Raw genomic sequence first — 19,878 nt, forward strand, 5'->3', positions numbered from 1 at the left:
CACCCAGCCATCACACGAACCTCGTTGGTGACGCTCGGTAGTGCCAGCACGAACAGGTCCAACGGAACAGGCAGGCAACACCGGGGCCGACCGGGGGTCGCAGCGCATGGATCAGCCGATTGAGCTGCGGAACGCCCGTGATCATCGGTTGAGCACGCGGCCGCGGCGAGCGGGAGCGCCGCCACGTGGTGGCCGCACGCCCAGAACAGGTTGCCCTTGACGTGCTCAGGGTGCGGCGGGACGGGCGGATCGCGTCGGCGCGGTCCGCAGGTCCCCCACGGACCAGGGTGAGATCGCCCGCCTCGATCGCCACGTCGTGCCGGTGCCCTCGGCGTGTCTACCACGCGCGGCGACCGAAGCCGCCGAGTAGCTCTACAGCAGGTTGGCGAACAGTGGCCGCAGGGCCGCGAGTAGTGGTGTCGTTACGCTGAGCCTGGGCACCTGTCAGATCTGGGGGACGCGTGGAGGGGCTTCGCCGGGACGATCCGGACCGCATCGGTGGGTATGTGCTGCTCGGCAGGCTCGGCGAGGGCGGCATGGGCGTGGTGTACCTCGGCCGCTCCGCGGGCGGGCGCACGGTCGCTGTCAAGGTCATCCGGGAACGGTTCGCCGCCGACCCGAGGTACCGGGCCCGGTTCCGGCGCGAGGCGTCGGCGGCCGCGCAGCTCACCAGCACGGTCACCGCGCCCGTGCTCGACGCCGACCCGGATGCGGCCGCGCCCTGGCTCGTCACCGCCTATCTGGTCGGGGTGACCGTGCATGAGGCGGTCGGCGTGCACGGGCCGCTGCCGCCCGGCGCGGCCCGGGTCGTGGCCGCCGGGCTCGGCGAGGCGCTGGTCGAGATCCATTCGATCGGCATGGCCCACCGGGACGTCAAGCCGGGCAACGTCATGCTCACCGCCGACGGGCCCCGGCTGATCGACTTCGGCATCGCGCGGCCCTTCGACGCGACCGCGATCACGGTCGTCGGCACGACTGTCGGCACCCCTGGCTACATGGCGCCGGAACAGGCGCAGGGCGAACCCGCGAGCCCGGCGTCCGACGTGTTCTCCGCGGGTGCCGTCCTCGCCTACGCCGCCACCGGTCGCGCGCCCTTCGGTACCGGCGACACCGCGATGATCCTCGCCAGGGCCGACCGGGTGCAGGCCGATCTCGCGGGCATCGCCGACCGGCACCTGCTGGACGTGATCACCGCTTGTCTGGCCCGCGACCCCGCGGCCCGGCCCTCCGCTGGGACGCTGGCCCACCTGGCCGCGCCGGGCGGTCCGGACTGGCTGCCCGCGGCGGTGCGCGAGGAGATCGACCGCCGCGCCACCACTGACCCAGCGGCACTGCCCGCTCCCCTGCCGACGCCCGGCATGGCGGACGTGACCGTCGACCCGGTGGTGACGCGGCCCGCGCAACCGCGCAGGCGCACACTGCTCGTCGCGGGCGGTGCGACCGCGGCCGCAGCGGTCGTCGCCGCCGGGCTGACGTTGTTCCGCGACCGGGACGAACCCACCGCGGCGCCACCGAAGAAGACGACCACCGAGCCGACCACCACAACGTCGACGCCGCCGCCGATCGCGGTCCCGCTCTGGAGCACCAAGGTCAGCGACTACTACCCGGACGTGTTCACCGTGGGCGGCGTCGTCGTGGCGATCAGCCAGGAGGACCGGGTGCACGCCATCGACCCGGCCACCGGAAAGGTCCTGTGGACTACGCCGTCCACACTCCTCGGCGAGGTCGCGGGTGGTCACGTCTACGCGGCCGAGAACACCAACCCGGTGCTGCGCGCGTTCGACCCGCGCACCGGCGCGATCCGGTGGTCGTACACGCCACCGTTCCGAGAGGTCATCGTCCGGTTGACCGAGACCGGGTCGGTCGCCTCCTTCGGCTGGGAGTCGCTGCGGGCACGGGCCGCCACGAACGGCGCCGGCCTGTGGACCGCGGCCGTGGACGCGCAGAACGGGCTCGCGGCCGGTGGCGAGCTGATCGTCGCCGCGTCCGGGACCGCGCTCACCGGGCTGGCGGCGGCCAGCGGCCAGACGCGGTGGACCTACCCCGTCGACGAGCCGTTCTACCTCGCGGTCGGCGAACGCGCGGTGTACGCGACAGACCGCAACGGGGTGCTGCACGCGATCGCGGCGGCAGGTGGCACCGCGTTGTGGCGGGTGCCGTCGATGATGCCCGCCTCGGCGCCGGTGCCGGTCGGCGACGTCCTCTACCTCGGCGGCGGGCGGGGTGAGGTGATCGCGCTGGCCGCCGCGACCGGGACACGGACGTGGGCGCGGGAGTACGGAGCCGACTGCGTGGTCGGGCACGTCGACGGGGTGCTGCAGGTATCGACCGGCAGCGAGGTCCACGTGCTCGACGCCGCCGACGGCACCACCCGGTGGACCTACGAGTCGGACGTCAACCCCAAGACGCCGCCGTGTGCGGTGGGCGGCGTGGTGTACGTCGGCACCCGGGAGGGCGCGGTCGTCGCGCTCGCGCCGCCGGGAGGTGCGCGTGCGGGTTCTTGAACGGCACGACCCGAGGACGATCGGCAGCTACCGGGTGCTGGCGCGGATCAGCGCGGGCGGTCTCGCGATGGTCTATTTCGGACGGTCGAGGACCGGGCGGGCGGTGGCCCTCAAGGCCGTGCACACCGAGTTCGCCGCCGATCCCGGCCATCGCGCGCGGTTCCGGCACGAGGTCAACGCGGCCCGCGCGGTCGGCGGGCGCTACAGCCCCGGCGTGCTCGACGCCGATCCCGACGCGCCGATCCCGTGGCTGGCCATGGAGTACGTCCCGTCGGTGACACTGCGGGACGCGGCGCCGCTGCCGTCGCCGATCGTGTGGACGATCGGGTCCGGGCTGGTGGCGGCGCTCGCGTCGATCCACCAGGCCGGGGTCGCGCACCTGGACGTCAAGCCGGCCAACGTGTTGCTGACCGGCGACGGGCCGCGGCTCACCGACTTCGGCGTCGCGGCTGTGTTGCGGGACGGCACCGCCCACCTCGGTGGCGTGCCCGCCGGGTCGGCCGGGTACATGGCGCCCGAGCAGGCCGCTGGCGGGTGGGTGAGCCCGGCGAGCGACGTGTTCGCGCTCGGCGCCACGCTGGCGTTCGCGCTGACCGGCAACCCGCGCGACGCCGACGTCGGTGACGACCTGCTGCGTGCGCTCATCGAACCGTGCCTGCGGGTCGACCCGGCAGCGCGTCCGCGGCTCGCGGACCTGGCGCCCGCGCTGGCGGAGTTCGCCGGTGCGCGCCTGCCCGCCACGGTGACCGCGGCGATCGCCACCAGTGCGCGGGAGGCGGACAACCCGCCCGCCGATCCGCTCGACGGGCAGGCGCGCCGCCGGATCGGCAGGCGGGCGCTGCTGATCGGGGCCGGTGCGCTGGTGGCGGGCGCCGGTGCCGTGACGGTGGTCGCCACGACCGCGGGCGACGGGACCGCCCAGCCCGCACCGCCGACCACCCGCGCCACGCCGACGTCGGGCACGCCGGTGACCACGACGTCCGCCAAGCCGGAACCGCGGATGGTGGAGTTCTACGTGTTCGGCGACGCACCCGTGCGGGAACTGACCACGACGATCAACGGCGACACGGTGACCGTGCGGAATGTGCGGCTGCCGTACCGCAGACTCGTGGAGATACCCGAATGGCCAACCCGCTCCACCTACCAGATCACCTACCACCAGGGCATCGGCCAGGTCACCTACAAGGTGATCGCGGATGGCCGGGAGTACCTCTCCGGCGGCAGTTCGAGTACCGGTAGCGACCTGAGACCTGATCCGGTGGACGGCATCATCTAGGAAAGGCACCCGTGACACTGCACGTGACGAGGTCCAGCAAGGTCAGCCTCCTGCCGAGGGAGGTGGGCAGCCTGGCCGCGACGGTGCCCGCCGCCACACCGGGGACGCTGTTCGTGCTCGGCGCGGGCGGCGGCATGACCGTCGCGCCGGACGCGGACTTCCCCGTGCTCTTCGGCCGCAACGAACCCGACGTGCACGTGTGCGTCGGGGCCGGTGACCCCCACGTCAGCAGGCAGCACGGCACCATCACGCGTGAGCACGGGACATGGCTGCTGCGCAACATGGGCAAGCTGCCGATCCGTTTTCCCGGCGGCAGGCTCGTACTGGGCAGCGACGTCGCCGAGCTGACCGCCGGATACCACCCGCTGTTCATCGTGGCACCCGAGCAGGAGCACCTGCTGGAGGTCCGTGTCGCCGCGCATCGGCCGGCCACTCCCCCGGCGGTGGTTTCCGCGGACACCCGGCCCCGCACGGTGTGGTCGCTGACGGACGTCGAGCGGCTGGTGATCGTCTGTCTCGCCCAGCGGTACTTGCGTGGCGATCCGATGCCGCAGCCGTTGGCGTGGGAGCAGGTCGCCGACGAGTTGCGGGAGCTTGATCCCGCCGGACGGTGGAGCTGGCGCAAGGCCGCGCACATCGTCGCCGGTGTGCGTAAGCGGTTGAGCGGGACGGTTGCTGGACTGCTGGAGCACGAGGTCCCACCGCCTGTCGGTAACGCGCTCAACCACAACCTCATCATGGAACTGGTCATCACGACCACCATCGGCCGAGGCGACCTCCACCTACTGGGCGACTAGTGGCTCGTCTCAGTAGGTGACCCGGTAATTGATCATGCTAGTGGGAGGGCCAGGCTTCATCGCCAGGATGCACCGCATCCTCGACCTCTACGACCACCCACCCACCGACGGACGCGTGGTCTGGGTGGACGAGTTCGATCCGCTGAATCTCCAACCCCGCGAAGGGAAAGCCTGGCGGCCGACCACCAAAGCCGCTGCGGCAACGCGCGACCTACAACCGCCACGGCGGAGTGATGCACATGCTCGCCGAACGGGTCGGCGAGCGGGATCTCGGTGAGCTCCACCGCGCAGTCCGGATGCCGCTTCTCGAATCCGGCGATGGCGTTCGCGAGGTCACCGCGTCCACCTGGCCGCCGACCGTTGGTACTACAGCAGCACCTGGTGATCTTAGAGCTCCCTTTGCCAAAGGCTCTTAGACAGGCTGGCGGTGGTTCTGCCCTGCGGGCGGAGGTGGGAGCATGAGCGCGCGAGCGGTGACGGTGGCGGTCCGGAATCGCTGCTGTGGCACGGAGAAGTCGTGTGTGTGGTCGAGTTCGACGGCCGCGCATTGGCCTTACGCCTGACTGACGGACGCTACAGCAGCGTCGACTTGGCCAAGTTCGTGTCCCCGAGCCCGGAGCCTGGACACCATCGAGGATGGCGGTGATCCGGGACTGGTCTTGGCGCCGCGCAGTCGGGTGTCGTGACGGTGGCCTTCGCCGGATGCGGTGCCACCGGCAGCTGGGGCTGCGGCCGTGGCTTCGGCAACCATGTGGTGGTACGGCATGACCGGCACCTGTTCGCAGCTCGTCGGTTCGGGCGGCCCTCCGGTCACCACACCACGGATCGGGGTGTTGACAGTGGCCAGCTCTCTGTCAAGGAAGGTGGCCTGAGCGCGGGATGGCAGCCGGTGGCCAACGGTTCCTCGTTCGCGATGTCACCGAACCGCATCGCCATCTACGACGGCCAGCTCCGCATCAAAGACGGACCGCCCAACGCGCCATGGAACCACGTGAGCGACGCCGGCGCCTTCGACCTGGCCTGAGGTGTGGCGTCGACGGAGATCGACGGCCGGCTCCCAGGCCCAGCGACGTCTGTGGGGAGCGCTGATGGCCGTGTCACCGATCGGGTCGCCAGCCTGCCCACGCGGTGCGGTCGAGGTAGTGGTAGAAGGTCCGGCTGAACGGGGCGTGTGCCACGGCCGGGAGCCATGGTTTGTCCGCGCCGACGAAGTGGACCAGTTTCGGGTTGGTGAGGGCCTCCTCGACCTCCTCCGACAGCGGCAGCGGCTCGCCCATGCGCCTCGCGACGGCTGCCGCGCCCGCCAGTTCCGGGTAGACGTTCCACGCGGGGTCCAGCGGGAGCCAGTTGCCGCGCACGACCGCGTTCAGCGCCTCCTGGTCCAGGAAGATCCGGCTCCCGTACTTGCTCACGTACGCGAGGGTCTCCTCGGTGATGTGCTGCTCGCGCCACACCGCCGGGTTCACCAGGAGGACACCGGCGTTGAAGTACGGGGTGTCGGCGGGGAGGCCGAGTTGCGCCCAGTGCTGGACGCCGCCCGGCGCGTCCACCCGTGGTACCGCGGGATCCGGGATGGCGCCGAGCGGCCTGCCCTCCAACGGTGTGCGGCACAGTTCGGCCGGGTCGGCGAGCACGACCGTGTCCGCGTCGACGTACAGCACGGGGTCGTCGTCGGGGAACAGGGCCGGGATCAGCAGCCGCAGGTAGGTCGCGGTCGTGATGTGGCGGACTACCGGGAGGTCCGCGAAGCGCTCCTCCATGACGGTGACGACGTCCGGGGTGATCTCCGGGCATGACGACAGCACCTTGTCCAGCGCGCCGTCGGAGAGCCGCCGCACGAGGATCGTCACGTCCGGGTCGCTCGCGTTGTCGACCAGCGACCGGAGGGAGACCGCCAGCGGCATCGCGTAGCTCTCGTCCGCGGCGTACACGATCCGGGTCCTCATCGGTCCGCCACCGCCATGACTTTCGCCGGTGCGCGGAACAGGTCACCGAACATGCGACACCCCCGGCGGTCGCCAGGTCGACCACGCCGTCCGGTCGACGTAGTGGTAGAACAGGCGGCCGTACGGCGTTCCCGTGCATTCGGCGAACCACGGTTTGTCCTTGCCGACGAACTGCACCAGCTTCGGGTTCTCCAGCACGGGGGCGTGGTCCTCGTGCACGGAGTACCGGTGCAGGCCGAGCCGTCGCGCGACCATCGCCGCGCCCACGAGCGGGGACCAGATGTTCCACGCCGGGTCCAGCGGCTGCCACCGCCCCCTCAGGACCGCGTTCATCGCCTCCTGTTCCGGGAACGTCACCTTGTCGTGGTGCGCACGCAGGTAGTCGATCGTCCTGCCGGTCAGGTCCACGTCCCGCCACGCCACCGGGTCGATCACCATCACGCCGTTGTTGAAGTACGGCGTGCTGCCCGGCACCCCCAGGTCCGCCCACCCCCACACCCCGTTCTCCGAGTCGAAGCGCGGCGAGACGGGGTCCACCACCGCGGCGAGGACCGTGCCGTTCAGTGGCATCCCGTTCAGTTCCAGCACGTCGCCGAGGACGATGGTGTCCGAGTCGAGGTAGACGACCGGCTCGTCACCGGCGAGCAGCGACGGGATCAGCAACCGCAGGTAGATGGTCGCCGTCCAGTACTCGAACGTGGGCAACCCGTCGAACGCGCTGCCCGGCACCGTCACGAACTCCGGGGTGAGCTCCGGGCACGACGCCCGCAGCCGTTCGAGCGACCCGTCGCTGAACCCCGGCGTCAGCACCACCACCGACAGCCGGTCCACATCGGACACGTTGTCAACGAGCGAGCGCATCGACGCGGCCAGCGGCAGCGCGTAGTTCTCGTCGGCGGTGTACACGACCCGCACGCGGTCGGCGGTCACGACGGGTCCTTGGCCGGTGCGGCGGCCTCGACGCGCACCGGCTCCGGGTGTTCCGGGTCGATGTCGTCGACGTCCCGCAGGCGCAGCACCGCACCGGTGAGCATGATCGCGGCGCCCGCGGTGGAGATGACCGCGCCGACGAACAGGGTGGTCGCGACCCCGATCACAGTGCCGAGCAGACCGCCGAGCAGGTACCCGAACGGCGTCGGCCCCGCGAAGCACATCCGCATCGTCGCGTGCACCCTGCCCTGCAGCGCGTCGGGCGTGAGCCGCTGGCGGTAGGTGAGCTGGTTGACGTCATACCACGCGTTCGTCGCGCCCGTCACGAGGTTGATGCCGATCAGGATCACGACCGCGTAGCCGAGCAGCGCGACCGGGGTGATCAGCTCGATCGCCATCCCGAAGAGGATCGAGTAGGCCATCGTGGGGCCGAACCCGAAGCGACGCACGACCTTCGGCAACAGGATCGCGCCGATGGTGAACGAGATCCCCTCCACCGCCATCACGAAGCCGACCACGCCGGGTCCGAGGTGCAGCGAGTTGTAGACGAACACCAGGAAGACGGCCTTGATGATGGACTGGCCGAAGTCGCACACGGCGTTCACGACCGCTACCCGTGCCAGCACCGGCTTGCTGAACACGTAGACGACCCCTTCCTTGATCTCGGTGAGCACCGTGCGCACGCCACCCGTCGCGCGCTCGCGCTTCGGGGCGGTGACCCGCACGGCCATGACCGCGGCCCCGGAGACCACATAGGACACCGCGTCCACCACCAGCGTCTTCGCGGGCCCGATCGCCTCGATGAGCAGCCCGGCGAGGCTGGGGCCCGCGGTACCGGCGACGGCCCCGGTCGCGCTGAGGCGCGAGTTCGCCGCCAGCAATTGGTCCGGCGGCACCACCTGCGGCAGGAACGACATGTAGGTGATGTCGAAGAAAACGGTGAAGACGCCGACGACGAACGCGACCACGTAGACCACCCACATGTGGTGGTACCCGGACAGGTAGCTGATCGCGAGCAGGGCGACGGCGAGCGCCCTGCCGACGTCGCACACGATGATCACCACCCGGCGCGGCAACCGGTCCGCGAGCGGGCCCGCGGGCAGCGAGAACAGCGCGAACGGGGCGACCCCGAGCGCGCCGACGACGCTCGCCTCGAACGGTGTCGCGTCGTAGACGAGGATCGCGAGGGTGGGGATGGCGAGGATCGACATCTGCGACCCGAAGTCGCTGACCCCCTGCCCGATCCACATCTTGAGGAAGTTGAACCGCGCCACCGCGGCCGCCTTGCCCTTCTCCGTCATGACCTCACCCCCGAGGACTCCGAAGTGGACCGTGCACCAGCGGCCGCGTGGCCGTCGAGGTGGTAGCGCGACGCGGTCGACAGCGGTGCGCTGCCGCACCGGACCAACCGGTCGTGGAACCGTTTCAGCTCCGGCGCCGCGACACGTTCGCGCCACTGCCGGATGCGCAGCTTGCCCAGCGTGTACATCGCTCCCACCGGATCGGACACCACGATCAGCACCTCACGCGCGGCGCGCTCCGGCGACCAGCCGCACAGGGTGATCGCCCGCGTGACCGCGTCGGCGAACGTCATCCGCCCCATGTGGACGGAGAGGTACACGGCGAGCCGGGTGGCGGCCTCGAGCGCGAACCGCAGCTGGGCGACCTCGAGCAGCGGGCGGCCCTCGGCGAGCCCGTGCTCGAGGGCGAGTTCCTCGACGTAGTGCGCCCAGCCCTCGGTGAGACCCGGGAACCACGGCACGCACACCCGGAGCACGCTCGGGCCCATGGACGCGGCCTCGATCTGGACGTAATGCCCGGCGAACGCCTCGTGGACCGCGATCACCTCGAGCATCGGGTCGTTGAGGTGCTCGCCGCGCCCCTCGGCCCCCTCCGGTTCCGGTACCCACAGGATGTGCGGCTGCCGCTCCTGCGCGAGCGGCGCCGAGATGCCGAACTCCACCAGGGCGCCGCCGCTCAGCCGCGGCGCGCGGCGCACCTCCAGCGGCACGACGGTGTCGACCGACACCAGGTCCTCGGCGGCCCAGAAGTCCCTCAGCCGCGCCATGATCCCGGTCAGGGCGGTCGTCACCGGCTGGTCGGACACCGCGCCGCCGAGCAGGTCGAACGCCGCGAACCGGTCGGCCACGCCGAGCCGGGCGGCCACCGCGGCCAGCGCGGCGAGCACCCGGTCCACTTCGGACAGGGTGGCGTCGAGCAGGTCCGCGACGGGCTGGTCGAGACCCTGCGTCGCGCGGAGGAACTCGTCGAGCAGCTCAGGGCCGTGCAGGGCCGTGGCCGGTGCGGTCGCCGCCACGCGGTCCGCGAACGCCCGGCAGGCCGCCGACGCCGCGGTCGCCGCGGCGGAGATCCCGTCCGCCGCGTACCCGGGGTGGTCCAGGGCCACCTGCCGCTCGACGTCGGCGAGCTGCAGCGCCTGCGCCCTGGCCTGTTCGACGGCACACAGCCGCTCCCCCGCAGGCAGCCGCGGCCCTATCGCGTCCCCCGCCGCGGTGAGGAGGTCCGGGAGCCGGGTGAGGTGGTCGCGCAGCGCGGTCATCCGATCGGCGAGCGGTGCGTGGGTGCCCCTGGGGTAGTCGGTGACGTCCGTCGCGGCGAGCCACTCCCGCGGCCCGCGGAACGGCCGGTCCAGCTCCGCCGCGGGGAACCGCTCCCCCGCCAGCACGTGGGCCGCCGCGTCCAGGTCGGCGCACAGCTCGGGGTCCGCGGTGGCGGGGAGCTCCGCGAGCTCCCGCCGCAACCGTGCCAGCATCCGGTCGAGGTCGGCGACGGGGATCGGCTCGACCACCGGCACCCGCGTGCCGGGATCGTGCCGTCCGGCCCGGCGCGCGACGTGCGGATACCGCTCGAAGATGTGCTCGACCACCTCGGACACGGCCGCGGTGGCGGTCTGCATGGACACGGGCGAACTCCTGCCTGTCGGTGGTTCTAGCGTGGGAGCGGGAGGCCAGCGCCCGCCGCGAGCGCGGCCGCGTACACCCGCGCGGCGAGTGCGATGTCGTGCACGCCCATCCCGAACGGGTTGACGACCACACGGCCTGCCCGGCCCGCCGCGTACCCGTGCGGCACGACGGCCGCGAGTTCGGCGTCGACGGCCCGGCCACCCGGCGGTGCGCCGGCGCCCGGCGCGGCCACCCGTCCTGCGTGGCAGAGCCTGCCGAGCAGCCGGGTGGTGTCCTCACTGACCAGCGCCCAGTCGTCGACGATGAGGTGGTCGCAGCCCAGCAGCACGTCCTCGTCCGCGTCGTCGAGCGAGACGTTGAGGAACACCGCGTCGGGCGGCAGCCAGTCGAGCCGGACGTAGGGCGTGGTGGTCGTCGTGGCCGCGATGGTGACCTCGGCGGCGCGCACGGCCTCCTCGGCGCTCGCGGTCCGCACCCGCGCGTGCGGAGCGAACTCCCGTGCCGCGTCGGCGAACGCCCGTGCCTGCCCGTCGTCGACGTCGTGGACGAGGACGTCGGTGAGGCCGGTCCTGCCCGCGAGCAGCTCCAGGTGGGTGCGTGCCTGGCGGCCCGCGCCGAGGAAGGCCACCCGCCGCACGGCCGCGAGGTCACGCACCGCGCCCAGCGCCACTAACGACACCGACGCGGTGCGCAGCGCGCTGATGGTCCCCGCCTGCATCAGGCACACGGGCGCCGCGGTGTCCTCCCCGTTGAGCACGATCAGTCCCTGTGCCCTCGGCAACCCGCGGTCGCGGTTGCCGAGACAGGCGTTGATGATCTTGCAACCGTAGGTCCTGTCGTGCCGGGCGGGGAGGATCAGGCTGCGTGCCGCCGTGCCGTCCGGTGCGGTCCAGCGCAGTGCCGCCTCCGGGGTGACGGCGGCCCGGCCCGCGCCGACGGCGAGGAACGCCTCGGTCACGACGTCGAGCGGGTCGATCGCGGACAGGAGCTTCGCGACGGTGGCGCCGTCCAGGTACAGCAAGGGAGTCGTCATGTCATGCGCTCCTCACGGGCCGCCAGCCGGCCCAGGCGGTGCGGTCGAGGCAGGCGTAGAACAGCGCGCTGAACGGGGCGCGTGCCGAGGAGGCGAGCCACGGCTTGTCGTCGCCTGCGTAGTGGACGATCCGCGGTTCCGCCGCCAGGTAGTCCGCGGGTACCGGCGAGTCGAGCCCGAGCCTGCGCGCGACCGCTGCCATCCCGACGAGCATGTGGTAGACGTTCCAGCCGGGCGCGAGCGGCACCCAGTCGTCCGCGAGCACCAGGTTCAGCGCCTCCTCCGCGGTGACCCGGTCGCCGGTGCGGGCGAGGTCGACCACCCGGTTCGCCACGTCGTGCGCCCGCCACGCGACCGGGTCGATCACCAGCACGCTGTCGTTGAGGAACGGGCTGTCCGGCGCGAGCCCGAGCGCCTCCCGCCGCGCGGGCGGCAGCGGCGGGTCGACCGGATCGCGCAGGGCGGCCAAGGTTCGCCCGCCCAGCGCGACATCCCGCAGCGCGGCGAGGTCGTCCTGGACGACGGTGTCCGCGTCGAGGTAGATCAGCGGGCCGTCGCCGGTGACCAGCTCGGGGAGCCGCAGTCGCAGGTGTGCGAGGGGGTGCCAGTGGTCGAGGCCCGGTGGCGACGGGTCGGTGACGGTGACGAACTCCGGGGCGAGTTCCGGACAGGACTGGCGGATCAGCGCCACCGTCTCGTCCCGGAGACCGGTCGTCACGACCGTCACGACCGGCTCGTCCCGCGCGGTCGCGTGGTCGGCGAGCGACCGCAGCGACACCGCCAGCGGCATCGCGAACTCCTCGTCGACGGCATAGCCGACGCGCACGCTCATCGGTGTCTCCTCAGTCCACTTGCGACAGGCCGGTCTCGGCGTCGACCACCGCGATCGCGCTCGTCGGGCACAGCTCCGCCGCGTCCGCGAGCCGGTCGGCCGGGGCCACCTCGGCCGCGGCCGGGCACGAGCGGTCCTCGCCGTCGAGCGTGAAGAAGTCCGGTGCGATCGAGGTGCAGGTGGCCGAGCCGACGCAGCGGTCCTGGTCGACGGTGATCCGCCATCGGGTCACGACGTGCTCCCTTCCTGGTCGAGGTCCATGCCGTCGAGCAGGACCGCCCGCAGCTCGGCGGGTGCCTGCAGGAACGTGAAGTGACTGCCGGGCAGCAGGTGGAACTCCGTGCGACCGCAGTCGCGCCACCCGGGCATCAGGCGGGCGGGGACGTTCGTGTCGTCCCGCCAGCCGATCGCGCTGATCCGGCACGGCAGCCGGAGGGGCGCCGCCACCCGGTAGCGGGCGTTCGCGTCGACGTCGGCACGCATGACCCGCAGGCACAGCGCCACGAGGTCCTCGACCGGTTCGCCGCCCATGAAGCGGATGAGCCGCCGCACCTCCTCGGCCAGCTCGACGTCGTCCATGTCGATGTAGGTGCCGTACGGGCCGTCCTGCGGGGCGACCTGCGAGGAGACGAACACGCAGGTGGGCAGTGGGCCGCCGCGCGCGGCGAGCTGGACGGCGATCTCGTAGGAGGACAACGCGGAACCGCAGTGGCCGAAGAACCCGAACGGCCGGTCCAGGTGCGGCTCGATCGCCTCGATCACGTCCGCCGCCAGTGCCTCGTACGTCTCGTGTGGACGCTCACGCAGCCGGTTCTCCCGGCCGGGCAGCTGGACCGGAACAATCTCGAGGTCGCCGACCGCGGCGGGCCAGCCCCGGTACATGCTCGCGCCGCACCCCGAGTACGGCAGGCAGAACAGTCGCGCCCGCGCGTCCCGGTCCGGTGGCCGCAGGAACCAGCGCGCGGGCCGGGCGGGCGCGCTCACCACGGCTCCCGGCCGGGACGCGGCTTGCCCGCCACCGGCAGCCGGGTGATCCCGGCGACGAAGTTCGACGCGATGTGCTCGACCGGTCCGGCGAGCTCGAAGTCCGAGAACGCGGCGAACATCTCCGCGAACAGGACCCGCAGCGTCATCCGCGCGATGGCGAACCCCACGCAGTAGTGCGGACCTGAACCGAAGGTCAGGTGGCGGTTCGGCGTGCGCCGCACGTCGAACGTGTACGGATCGGGGAAGATCTCCTCGTCGCGGTTGGCCGAGCCGTACCAGACGACCACCCCGTCCCCTTCCGCGATCCGCTTGCCACCCAGCTCGGTCGGCGCGGTGGCGTACCGCAGCACGTGGTTGGCGGGCGACGCCCAGCGCAGCGCCTCCTCGACACCGGTCTCGAGCAGTTCGGGGTGCTCGGCCCAGTCGGCGTAGCGGCCGGATTCGATCAGTTCGACCAGCGCGGCCTTCGGCACCTCGGGCACCGTGACGGTCGAGCCGATCAGCATCAGGTAGCAGTTGGCCATGACCGCGCCGCGGTCCAGCGGCTCGCCCTCGACGGTCATCGTGAGCAGCACGCTCAGCAGGTCCTCGCCGAGCGCCTTGCGCCGCGCGGTCGCCGCGTCCTGGAAGTAGGCGAACAGCTCGCGGTGCGCGCGGTGCTGGGTGGCGGCCGCACCCGAGGGCAGCTGGTGCACCGGGTCGTCCGGCGCGATCGCCATCTCGGCCAGCTCGGTCAGCCGGGTCCAGTCCGGCTCCGGCAGGTCCATGAGGGTGCCGAACATGACCACCGGCAGCTGGTGCACGGCGACGCCGAAGTCGATGGGCTCGCCGTCCAGCGCGGGCGCGAGGATCCCGCGGGCGGCGGCCCGGACCCGGTCGCGGTGCCGGTCGGCGGTGCGGCCGGCGAGCAGGCGCTGCAGCGGCGCCCGCATCTCCGTGTGGCGCGGTGGGTCCGTTGTGGACAGTTGCTGCCTGCTCGCCGGGTCGGGCTGGCCCAGTAGCGTGAGCAGCGTGCCGCCCTCGGAGGTGAAGGTCCGCGCGTCCCGCAGGACCTTCTCCACGTCGCGGTACCTCGTGACCGACCAGAACCCGGTGCCGGGCCCGGTTTCCTGCCAGTGCACGGGATCCCGTTCCCGCATGGCGTGCCACACCGCGTGCGGGTCACCGTACCGGTACAGGTCGGGGTCGCGCAGGTCCACCGCGTCGAGGTCGACGGCGGCGGCGTCTGCCGGGGCCGTGTGCCTCATCGCCCGGCCGCCTCGATCGCCGCCGCCAGCTCCGCCACCGTCGGTTCGAGGAACAACGTCCGCGCGGCCACCTCGACACCGGTGGCCGCGGCGATGTCCACGAGCAGCTCGGCCGCGGCCAGCGAATGGCCGCCCAGCTCGAAGAAGTCGTCGTCGATCCCGATCGGCTCGACGCGCAGGCGGTCGCGCCACAGCTCGGCGAGCTGCCGTTCCAGGTCGGTGCCGGGCGCGCGGTACTCCGACCACAGGCCGCGGTCCGCCCTCGGCACCATCGCGTCGTGTGTCGTCTCGGTCATCGCGTGACTCCTTCCCGCACCGCCGACCGCGCGCGGACCGGCAGCCGGGTGATCCCGTTGATGAAGTTGGAGTGCAGGTGGACCACCTCGCCCGCGACCTCGAACCCGGCGCACGTGGCCACCAGTTCCTCGAGCAGCACCGCGAGCACGACCTGCGCGGCGGGCCCGCCGATGCACCGGTGCGCACCGACCCCGAACGCGAGGTGCGGGTTGGGCGACCGGGCCGGGTCGAACGTGTACGGGTCGGTGAACACCTTCTCGTCGCGGTTGGCGGACCCCACCCACGCGCAGACCAGCTCGCCCTCGTCGAGCCACTGCCCGGCCACCTGGACGCGGGTGAGCGTGCGGCGCATCAAGTGGTTGGTGGGCGACGCCCAGCGCAGCGCCTCCTCGATCGCGTCCGGCACCAGGGCGGGGTTCTCGCGCACCGCCCGGTACGCGGCTGGCCGGTCGGCGAACGCGAGGACCATGTGCGAGGCGACCTGCGGGGTGGTCGTGATCGCCCCCATCGCGAAGCTGTAGCAGTTGAGCAGCAGCTCGTGCTCGTCGAGCCGCCGTCCCAGGTAGTCGAGGTCGAGCAGCACCGAGATCAGGTCGTCGCGCCGGGTGCGCCTGCGGTCGGCGATCAGTCCCGCGAACAGCGCCATCAGCTCGTGGTGGGCGTTGCGCAGCGTGTCGGCCTCGGAGCCGGTCGCGTATTCCGGGTCGGACGGGGCGACCCCGGCCATTGCCCAGCGGGGCACGGCGGGCCAGTCGACGACCGGGATGCCGATGATCTCGCCGACCCCCGCCATCGGCAGCTGCAGCATCAGCCGCGCGAAGTCGACCGGTTCGCCGGACGCCAGGTGCTCGCCGAGGATCCGGCGCACGTGCCCCCGAACGATCTCCCTGCGCTCCCGCACCAGCCGGGTCGCCATGGTCCGCATCGACGGCAGTCGCACGGACGCGTGGTGCGGCTGGTCCATCAGGTTGATGGTCCGCCCACCGGCGCTGTCACCCCGCGCGACCGCGAGGATCGTGCCGTGCGCCGAGGAGAACCGCCGGTCGTCCATGAGGACGCGGGACACGTCCGCGTAGCTCGTGACCGACCAGAACCGGTCGCCCTCCGGTGTGTGCTGGGCCCACAGCGGCGCCTGCGCACGCAGCGTGTGCCAGGCCGGGTGCTGCTCACCGGACCGGTAGCGGGCGGGGTCGTACAGGTCGATGCGGTCCAGCGGCACCGGCCGGGCCGGGGTCACGGCGGTCAGCCTCATGACTCCCCCTCGCAGGCTCCGGGAAGCCGCTCGCGGTCGCCCTGTGACATTGATTCACTCGCAAGCTCGCTCACGGGCGCACCTCCTTGCCGAGCACGGGCATGGCGACCACGCCGTTGATCCAGTTCGAGGTCAGGTGGGTCACCGGGCCGACGAGGTCGAACCGTTCGAACGCGGTGACCAGCTCGGTGAACAGCACACGCAGCGCGAAACGGGACAGCGGCGCGCCGACGCAGTAGTGCGGGCCGCCGCCGAAACCGCTGTGGTGGTTGGGCGAGCGGGCCGGGTCGAAGTGGAACGGCCGGTCGAACACGGACTCGTCGCGCTGGGCCGAACCGGTCCACGCGCACACCCAGTCGCCCTCGGCGATGGCGACGTCGCCGAGCCTGGTGTCGCGCAGCGCGCGGCGCACCAGGTGGTGCGGCGTCGCGGTCCAGCGCACGCCCTCCTCCAGCATCGTGGGCACGCGCTCCGGGTCGGCGCGCAGCCGCGCCCACTCGTCAGGGCGTTCGATCAGCGCGAGGAGGGTGTGCGCGGCGACGTGCGGGGTGGTGGAGTTGGCGCCCGCCATGAAGCTGTAGCAGTTGAGCAGGACATCCCCGTCCTCCATGGGCTTGCCGCCGGGACGCAGGGCGAGCAGTCCGCTGATCAGGTCCGTGCCCGGGTGCCTGCGGCGGTGCGCGATCAGCTCGGCGAACCTGGCGAACAGCTCGTGGTGGGCGCGGCGCAGCGTGTGCGCGGTGGTGGGCCCGGACGCGAACGCCGGGTCCTCCGGCGACAGCCCGGCGGCGGTCCAGTGCGCGATCGGGTCCCAGTGCTCCTCGGGGATGCCGATGATCTCGCCGGACACCGCCATCGGGAGCCTGCGCACCAGCACGGCGAAGTCCTGTTCGCCGTCGCGCAGCGGCGCCACCAGCTTCCGGACCTGCTCCTCGATGCGGCCGGCCCGGTCGCGGACGACCGCGTGGCTGAACGAGCGCATCGCGGTCGTGCGCAGTGCCGTGTGGTCCGGCGGGTCCATCAGCGAGATCGTGCGCCCGCCCGCCGGGTCGCCCGCCCCGACGGAGCCCAGCACGGTGCCCGACGCGGAGCTGAACGTGCGGTGGTCCTTGAGCACCCGCTCGCAGTCGGCGTACCCGGTGACCGACCAGAACCCGGGCTGGCCGGGCCGCTCGTGCCACCAGACGGGCGCGGTCCGGCGCAGCGTCCGCCACGCGGCGTGCCTGCAGCCGTCGCGGTACCCGGCGGGGTCGAACAGGTCGATCTCGGCGAGCGGGACCTCGACGTCCGGTGGTGGTGCGGTGATGCGCATGGTCGCCCCTACCCGGCCACGGCCGTGGTCGCGGCACCGTCGCGGTCGGCCTCGAACCTGGCCGCGAGCTCGGCGACGGTGGGGTGGCTGAAGAACTCGGCCGCCGTGAACCGGATGCCGGTCGCCCGCAACCGTTCCAGCACCGCGACGCTGCGCAACGAGTCGCCGCCCAGCGCGTAGAACTCGTCGTGCGCACCGACCCGGTCCAGCTCGAGGGCCTCCGCCCACGCGCCCGCGATGGTGCGCGCCAGTTCGGTGTCCGGCGCGACGTACGCCGGGAGCCCCTGGACGGCGTCGCGGCTCGACCACGGGGACGGCAGAGCGCCGCGGTCCGGCTTGCCGTTGACGTCCAGCGGCATCTGCCCGAGGAGGACGAACGTGGCGGGCACCGCGTGGTCCGGCAGGCGCGCGGTGACCCAGGACCGCAGCTCCGACACCGCGGGCTCGGCTCCGGCAACCGGGACGACGTAGGCGGCCAGCCGCTTGTCGCCGTCCGCGCCGGGCACCGCGACCACGGCCGCGCTCGCCACGTCGGGGGCGGTGAGCAGCACGTGCTCGATCTCGCCGAGCTCGATGCGGAACCCGCGCACCTTGACCTGGCGGTCGACGCGGCCGTGGAACTCCAGCTCGCCGTCCGGCCGGACCGCGCCGAGGTCGCCGGTCCGGTACAGCCGCCCGCCGGGTCGTGTCGAGAACGGGTCGGGCAGGAACCGTTCGGCGGTGAGCCGTGGCCGTCCGTGGTATCCGCGGGCCACCCCGGCGCCGCCGATGTACAGCTCGCCGACCGCCCCGTCCGGCACGGGCACCAACCCCTCGTCCAGGGCGCGCACGGTGACACCGGACAGCGGACTGCCCAGCGGTACGCGGTCCGTCCCGCCCTCGGGCGCGGCCGCGTGGAACGAGGTGAACACGGTGGTCTCGGTGGGGCCGTAGGCGGCGTGCACGGTCGTGGTTCCCGCCGCCGCGGCGACGCGGGCCGGGTTGAGCACGTCACCGCCGGTCAGCAGTGTGCCGACGGACTTGAGCGCGGCGAGGTCGAAGTCGGCGAGCAGGTGGAACAGGCCGGTGGTGAGGAACAACCAGTCCGGCCGGAGGTCGCGCAGCTGGTCGCCGAGGTCCTCGATGGACACTTGGGAGCCGGCCAGGATCGCCACCTCCGCGCCCCTGCACAGCGCGCCCCAGATCTCGAAGACCGACGCGTCGAACGCCGTGGGCGCGAAGTGCGCCACCGTCTCGCCCGGCGCGATCGCGAGCCGGGAATCGTTCCGCAGCAACGACACCACGCTGCGGTGCTCGACGACGACACCCTTCGGGGTGCCCGTCGAACCCGACGTGTAGATCACGTACGCGCACTGGTCCGCGTCGCCGGGTTCGGCGGGCAGCGGCGCTGTGCCGTCGAGACCGGTGGCGAGGTCGATCACCGGCACCCGCGGGTCCTCGACGACCACGTCGGCCGCCGAGTCGGTGACCAGTGCGACCACCCCGGCGTCGGCGAGCATGAACGCCCTGCGTTCCGCCGGGTAGTCCGGGTCGAGCGGCACGTACGCCGCCCCCGCCTTGAGCACCCCGAGGAAGGCGACGATCGCGGCGGCGGAGCGGGGCACGACAACGCCGACCCGGTCCTCCCGGCCCACTCCCCCCGCCCGCAGCGCGGCGGCCAGCCGGGCGGCGCGGGAGTCCAGCTCGCCGTAGGTCAGGACACCGTCGGCGGTCCGCACCGCCGGCGCGGACGGGGTCGTGCTCGCCCAGCCCGCGACCAGCTCGTGGATCGTGCGGTGGTCCGGTGGCGTGTCCGAACGGCTCATCAGAACCCTCCATCGTGAGTGAGCAGGTCGACCAGGCTGGGTGGGCAGGTGGTGAAGGCGAAGTGCTCCCCGTCGAGCACCTCGTAACGGACCTCGGCGCATCGCTCCCAGCCGCGGCAGGTCTGCGCGGGCGGCACCACGTCGTCGCCCGTCCATCCGATGACCGTCACCGGCGCCGGCAGGAACCGGGCCGGGTCGTACCGGTGTGGGCGGTGCAGTTCGAGGTCGACGCGCAGGATGTCGGCGGCCACCTCGACGAAGTCCTCCCGCACCGGCGCGCCGAGCCTGCGGAACAGGTCGCGCACCTCGGCGCCGAGGTCGGCGGTGGCGAGGTCCACGAAGTTGAGGCGGCCGTACAACCCTTCATGCGGCGGACCCCAGCCGGACGCGAACACGTGCGCGGGCAGCGGCATGCCCTTGTCCTGCAGGGCGAGGGTCGTCGCCAGCGCGAGGGGGACACCACCGCAGTGGCCGAAGAACACCAGCCGCCGGTCCGCGTACCGGTCGAGGTACTCGACGAGCGCGGTGGTGAACTCGTCGACCGTGCGGGCGGCTGGTTCGCGGAACCGGTGCTCGCGGCCGGGGGGCTGCAGGGGGCAGAACCAGGCGCCGCCGATCCGGTCCGGCCAGCGCCGGTACAGCGACGCGCCGCCACCGGCGTAGGGGAACCCGAACAGCAGTGTTCGCGCGTCGTCCGGTGGCGGCTTCAGCAGCCACGCCCCGCGCTCGGCCATCG

18 protein-coding genes are annotated in these 19,878 nt (G+C 72.6%); 4 read left to right on the forward strand and 14 right to left on the reverse strand.

The features are described 5' to 3' along the window. Positions 1-461 precede the first annotated feature (461 nt). From FHR82_RS11615 to FHR82_RS11630, 4 genes are all read left to right on the forward strand, one after another. A complete protein-coding gene (locus tag FHR82_RS11615) occupies positions 462-2,504 on the forward strand; it encodes a serine/threonine-protein kinase (RefSeq protein ID WP_184810261.1) in 2,043 nt (680 codons plus the stop codon). After that, a complete protein-coding gene (locus FHR82_RS11620; protein ID WP_184810262.1) occupies positions 2,491-3,780 on the forward strand; it encodes a serine/threonine-protein kinase in 1,290 nt (429 codons plus the stop codon). Before FHR82_RS11615 ends, FHR82_RS11620 begins: the two co-directional genes overlap by 14 nt. Before the next feature lie 11 nt (positions 3,781-3,791). Beyond that, a complete protein-coding gene (locus tag FHR82_RS11625) occupies positions 3,792-4,577 on the forward strand; it encodes an FHA domain-containing protein (protein WP_221463621.1) in 786 nt (261 codons plus the stop codon). Between the two features lie 682 nt (positions 4,578-5,259). After that, the gene (locus FHR82_RS11630) at positions 5,260-5,601 is read left to right on the forward strand and encodes a hypothetical protein (RefSeq protein ID WP_184810263.1); all 342 of its coding nucleotides are present in this window, start codon (positions 5,260-5,262) and stop codon (positions 5,599-5,601) included. A 73-nt stretch (positions 5,602-5,674) separates the two neighbouring features. On the opposite strand, the gene FHR82_RS11635 is transcribed toward FHR82_RS11630, so the two are convergent. The 14 genes from FHR82_RS11635 to FHR82_RS11700 all read right to left on the reverse strand — a co-directional run bounded on the left by FHR82_RS11635 (position 5,675) and on the right by FHR82_RS11700 (position 19,876). Continuing rightward, positions 5,675-6,523 (reverse strand): glycosyltransferase family 8 protein, encoded by an 849-nt coding sequence (locus FHR82_RS11635; RefSeq protein ID WP_184810264.1) that lies wholly within the window; start codon positions 6,521-6,523, stop codon positions 5,675-5,677. Between the two features lie 42 nt (positions 6,524-6,565). After that, positions 6,566-7,453 (reverse strand): glycosyltransferase family 8 protein, encoded by an 888-nt coding sequence (locus FHR82_RS11640; protein ID WP_184810265.1) that lies wholly within the window; start codon positions 7,451-7,453, stop codon positions 6,566-6,568. Next, complete coding sequence (locus FHR82_RS11645; protein WP_184810266.1) at positions 7,450-8,754, reverse strand: MFS transporter; 1,305 nt, start codon at positions 8,752-8,754, stop codon at positions 7,450-7,452. Before FHR82_RS11645 ends, FHR82_RS11640 begins: the two co-directional genes overlap by 4 nt. Beyond that, positions 8,751-10,370, reverse strand: coding sequence for a DUF885 family protein (locus tag FHR82_RS11650; RefSeq protein WP_225944165.1), 1,620 nt, complete (start codon positions 10,368-10,370; stop codon positions 8,751-8,753). Before FHR82_RS11650 ends, FHR82_RS11645 begins: the two co-directional genes overlap by 4 nt. A gap of 32 nt (positions 10,371-10,402) precedes the next feature. Beyond that, on the reverse strand, positions 10,403-11,410 hold the full coding sequence (locus FHR82_RS11655) for an ornithine cyclodeaminase (RefSeq protein ID WP_184810268.1): 1,008 nt from the start codon (positions 11,408-11,410) through the stop codon (positions 10,403-10,405). Between the two features lies 1 nt (position 11,411). Beyond that, a complete protein-coding gene (locus tag FHR82_RS11660) occupies positions 11,412-12,242 on the reverse strand; it encodes a glycosyltransferase family 8 protein (protein WP_184810269.1) in 831 nt (276 codons plus the stop codon). Positions 12,243-12,252: 10 nt separating this feature from the next. Beyond that, positions 12,253-12,474, reverse strand: coding sequence for a ferredoxin (locus FHR82_RS11665; protein ID WP_184810270.1), 222 nt, complete (start codon positions 12,472-12,474; stop codon positions 12,253-12,255). Further along, positions 12,471-13,226 (reverse strand): thioesterase II family protein, encoded by a 756-nt coding sequence (locus tag FHR82_RS11670; protein ID WP_311771019.1) that lies wholly within the window; start codon positions 13,224-13,226, stop codon positions 12,471-12,473. Before FHR82_RS11670 ends, FHR82_RS11665 begins: the two co-directional genes overlap by 4 nt. Further along, the gene (locus FHR82_RS11675; RefSeq protein ID WP_184810272.1) at positions 13,223-14,476 is read right to left on the reverse strand and encodes a cytochrome P450; all 1,254 of its coding nucleotides are present in this window, start codon (positions 14,474-14,476) and stop codon (positions 13,223-13,225) included. The genes FHR82_RS11670 and FHR82_RS11675 overlap by 4 nt, the downstream gene beginning before the upstream one ends. Continuing rightward, positions 14,473-14,772: a phosphopantetheine-binding protein gene (locus FHR82_RS11680; RefSeq protein ID WP_184810273.1), complete on the reverse strand. Its 300-nt coding sequence runs from the start codon at positions 14,770-14,772 to the stop codon at positions 14,473-14,475. Before FHR82_RS11680 ends, FHR82_RS11675 begins: the two co-directional genes overlap by 4 nt. Further along, positions 14,769-16,025 carry a cytochrome P450 gene (locus tag FHR82_RS11685; protein WP_184810274.1) on the reverse strand — a complete coding sequence of 419 codons (1,257 nt, stop codon included), beginning with the start codon at positions 16,023-16,025 and terminating at the stop codon, positions 14,769-14,771. Before FHR82_RS11685 ends, FHR82_RS11680 begins: the two co-directional genes overlap by 4 nt. A 70-nt stretch (positions 16,026-16,095) precedes the next feature. Further along, positions 16,096-17,337 carry a cytochrome P450 gene (locus FHR82_RS11690; protein ID WP_184810275.1) on the reverse strand — a complete coding sequence of 414 codons (1,242 nt, stop codon included), beginning with the start codon at positions 17,335-17,337 and terminating at the stop codon, positions 16,096-16,098. A gap of 8 nt (positions 17,338-17,345) precedes the next feature. Next, on the reverse strand, positions 17,346-19,142 hold the full coding sequence (locus tag FHR82_RS11695) for a non-ribosomal peptide synthetase (RefSeq protein ID WP_184810276.1): 1,797 nt from the start codon (positions 19,140-19,142) through the stop codon (positions 17,346-17,348). Next, positions 19,142-19,876, reverse strand: coding sequence for a thioesterase II family protein (locus tag FHR82_RS11700; protein WP_184810277.1), 735 nt, complete (start codon positions 19,874-19,876; stop codon positions 19,142-19,144). Before FHR82_RS11700 ends, FHR82_RS11695 begins: the two co-directional genes overlap by 1 nt. Between the last annotated feature and the right edge of the window lie 2 nt (positions 19,877-19,878).

This window comes from Actinophytocola algeriensis (genome assembly GCF_014203735.1).
GTDB classification, from domain to species: Bacteria; Actinomycetota; Actinomycetes; order Mycobacteriales; family Pseudonocardiaceae; genus Actinophytocola; species Actinophytocola algeriensis.

What these genes read in the sequence shown, in the direction of transcription:
- FHR82_RS11635 (WP_184810264.1), bottom strand. Translation starts at nt 6,523, where the DNA reads ATGAGGACCCGGATCGTGTACGCCGCGGACGAGAGCTACGCGATGCCG.
- FHR82_RS11645 (WP_184810266.1), bottom strand. Translation starts at nt 8,754, where the DNA reads ATGACGGAGAAGGGCAAGGCGGCCGCGGTGGCGCGGTTCAACTTCCTC.
- FHR82_RS11650 (WP_225944165.1), bottom strand. Translation starts at nt 10,370, where the DNA reads ATGCAGACCGCCACCGCGGCCGTGTCCGAGGTGGTCGAGCACATCTTC.
- FHR82_RS11655 (WP_184810268.1), bottom strand. Translation starts at nt 11,410, where the DNA reads ATGACGACTCCCTTGCTGTACCTGGACGGCGCCACCGTCGCGAAGCTC.
- FHR82_RS11660 (WP_184810269.1), bottom strand. Translation starts at nt 12,242, where the DNA reads ATGAGCGTGCGCGTCGGCTATGCCGTCGACGAGGAGTTCGCGATGCCG.
- FHR82_RS11675 (WP_184810272.1), bottom strand. Translation starts at nt 14,476, where the DNA reads ATGAGGCACACGGCCCCGGCAGACGCCGCCGCCGTCGACCTCGACGCG.
- FHR82_RS11680 (WP_184810273.1), bottom strand. Translation starts at nt 14,772, where the DNA reads ATGACCGAGACGACACACGACGCGATGGTGCCGAGGGCGGACCGCGGC.
- FHR82_RS11685 (WP_184810274.1), bottom strand. Translation starts at nt 16,025, where the DNA reads ATGAGGCTGACCGCCGTGACCCCGGCCCGGCCGGTGCCGCTGGACCGC.
- FHR82_RS11690 (WP_184810275.1), bottom strand. Translation starts at nt 17,337, where the DNA reads ATGCGCATCACCGCACCACCACCGGACGTCGAGGTCCCGCTCGCCGAG.
- FHR82_RS11695 (WP_184810276.1), bottom strand. Translation starts at nt 19,142, where the DNA reads ATGAGCCGTTCGGACACGCCACCGGACCACCGCACGATCCACGAGCTG.
- FHR82_RS11700 (WP_184810277.1), bottom strand. Translation starts at nt 19,876, where the DNA reads ATGGCCGAGCGCGGGGCGTGGCTGCTGAAGCCGCCACCGGACGACGCG.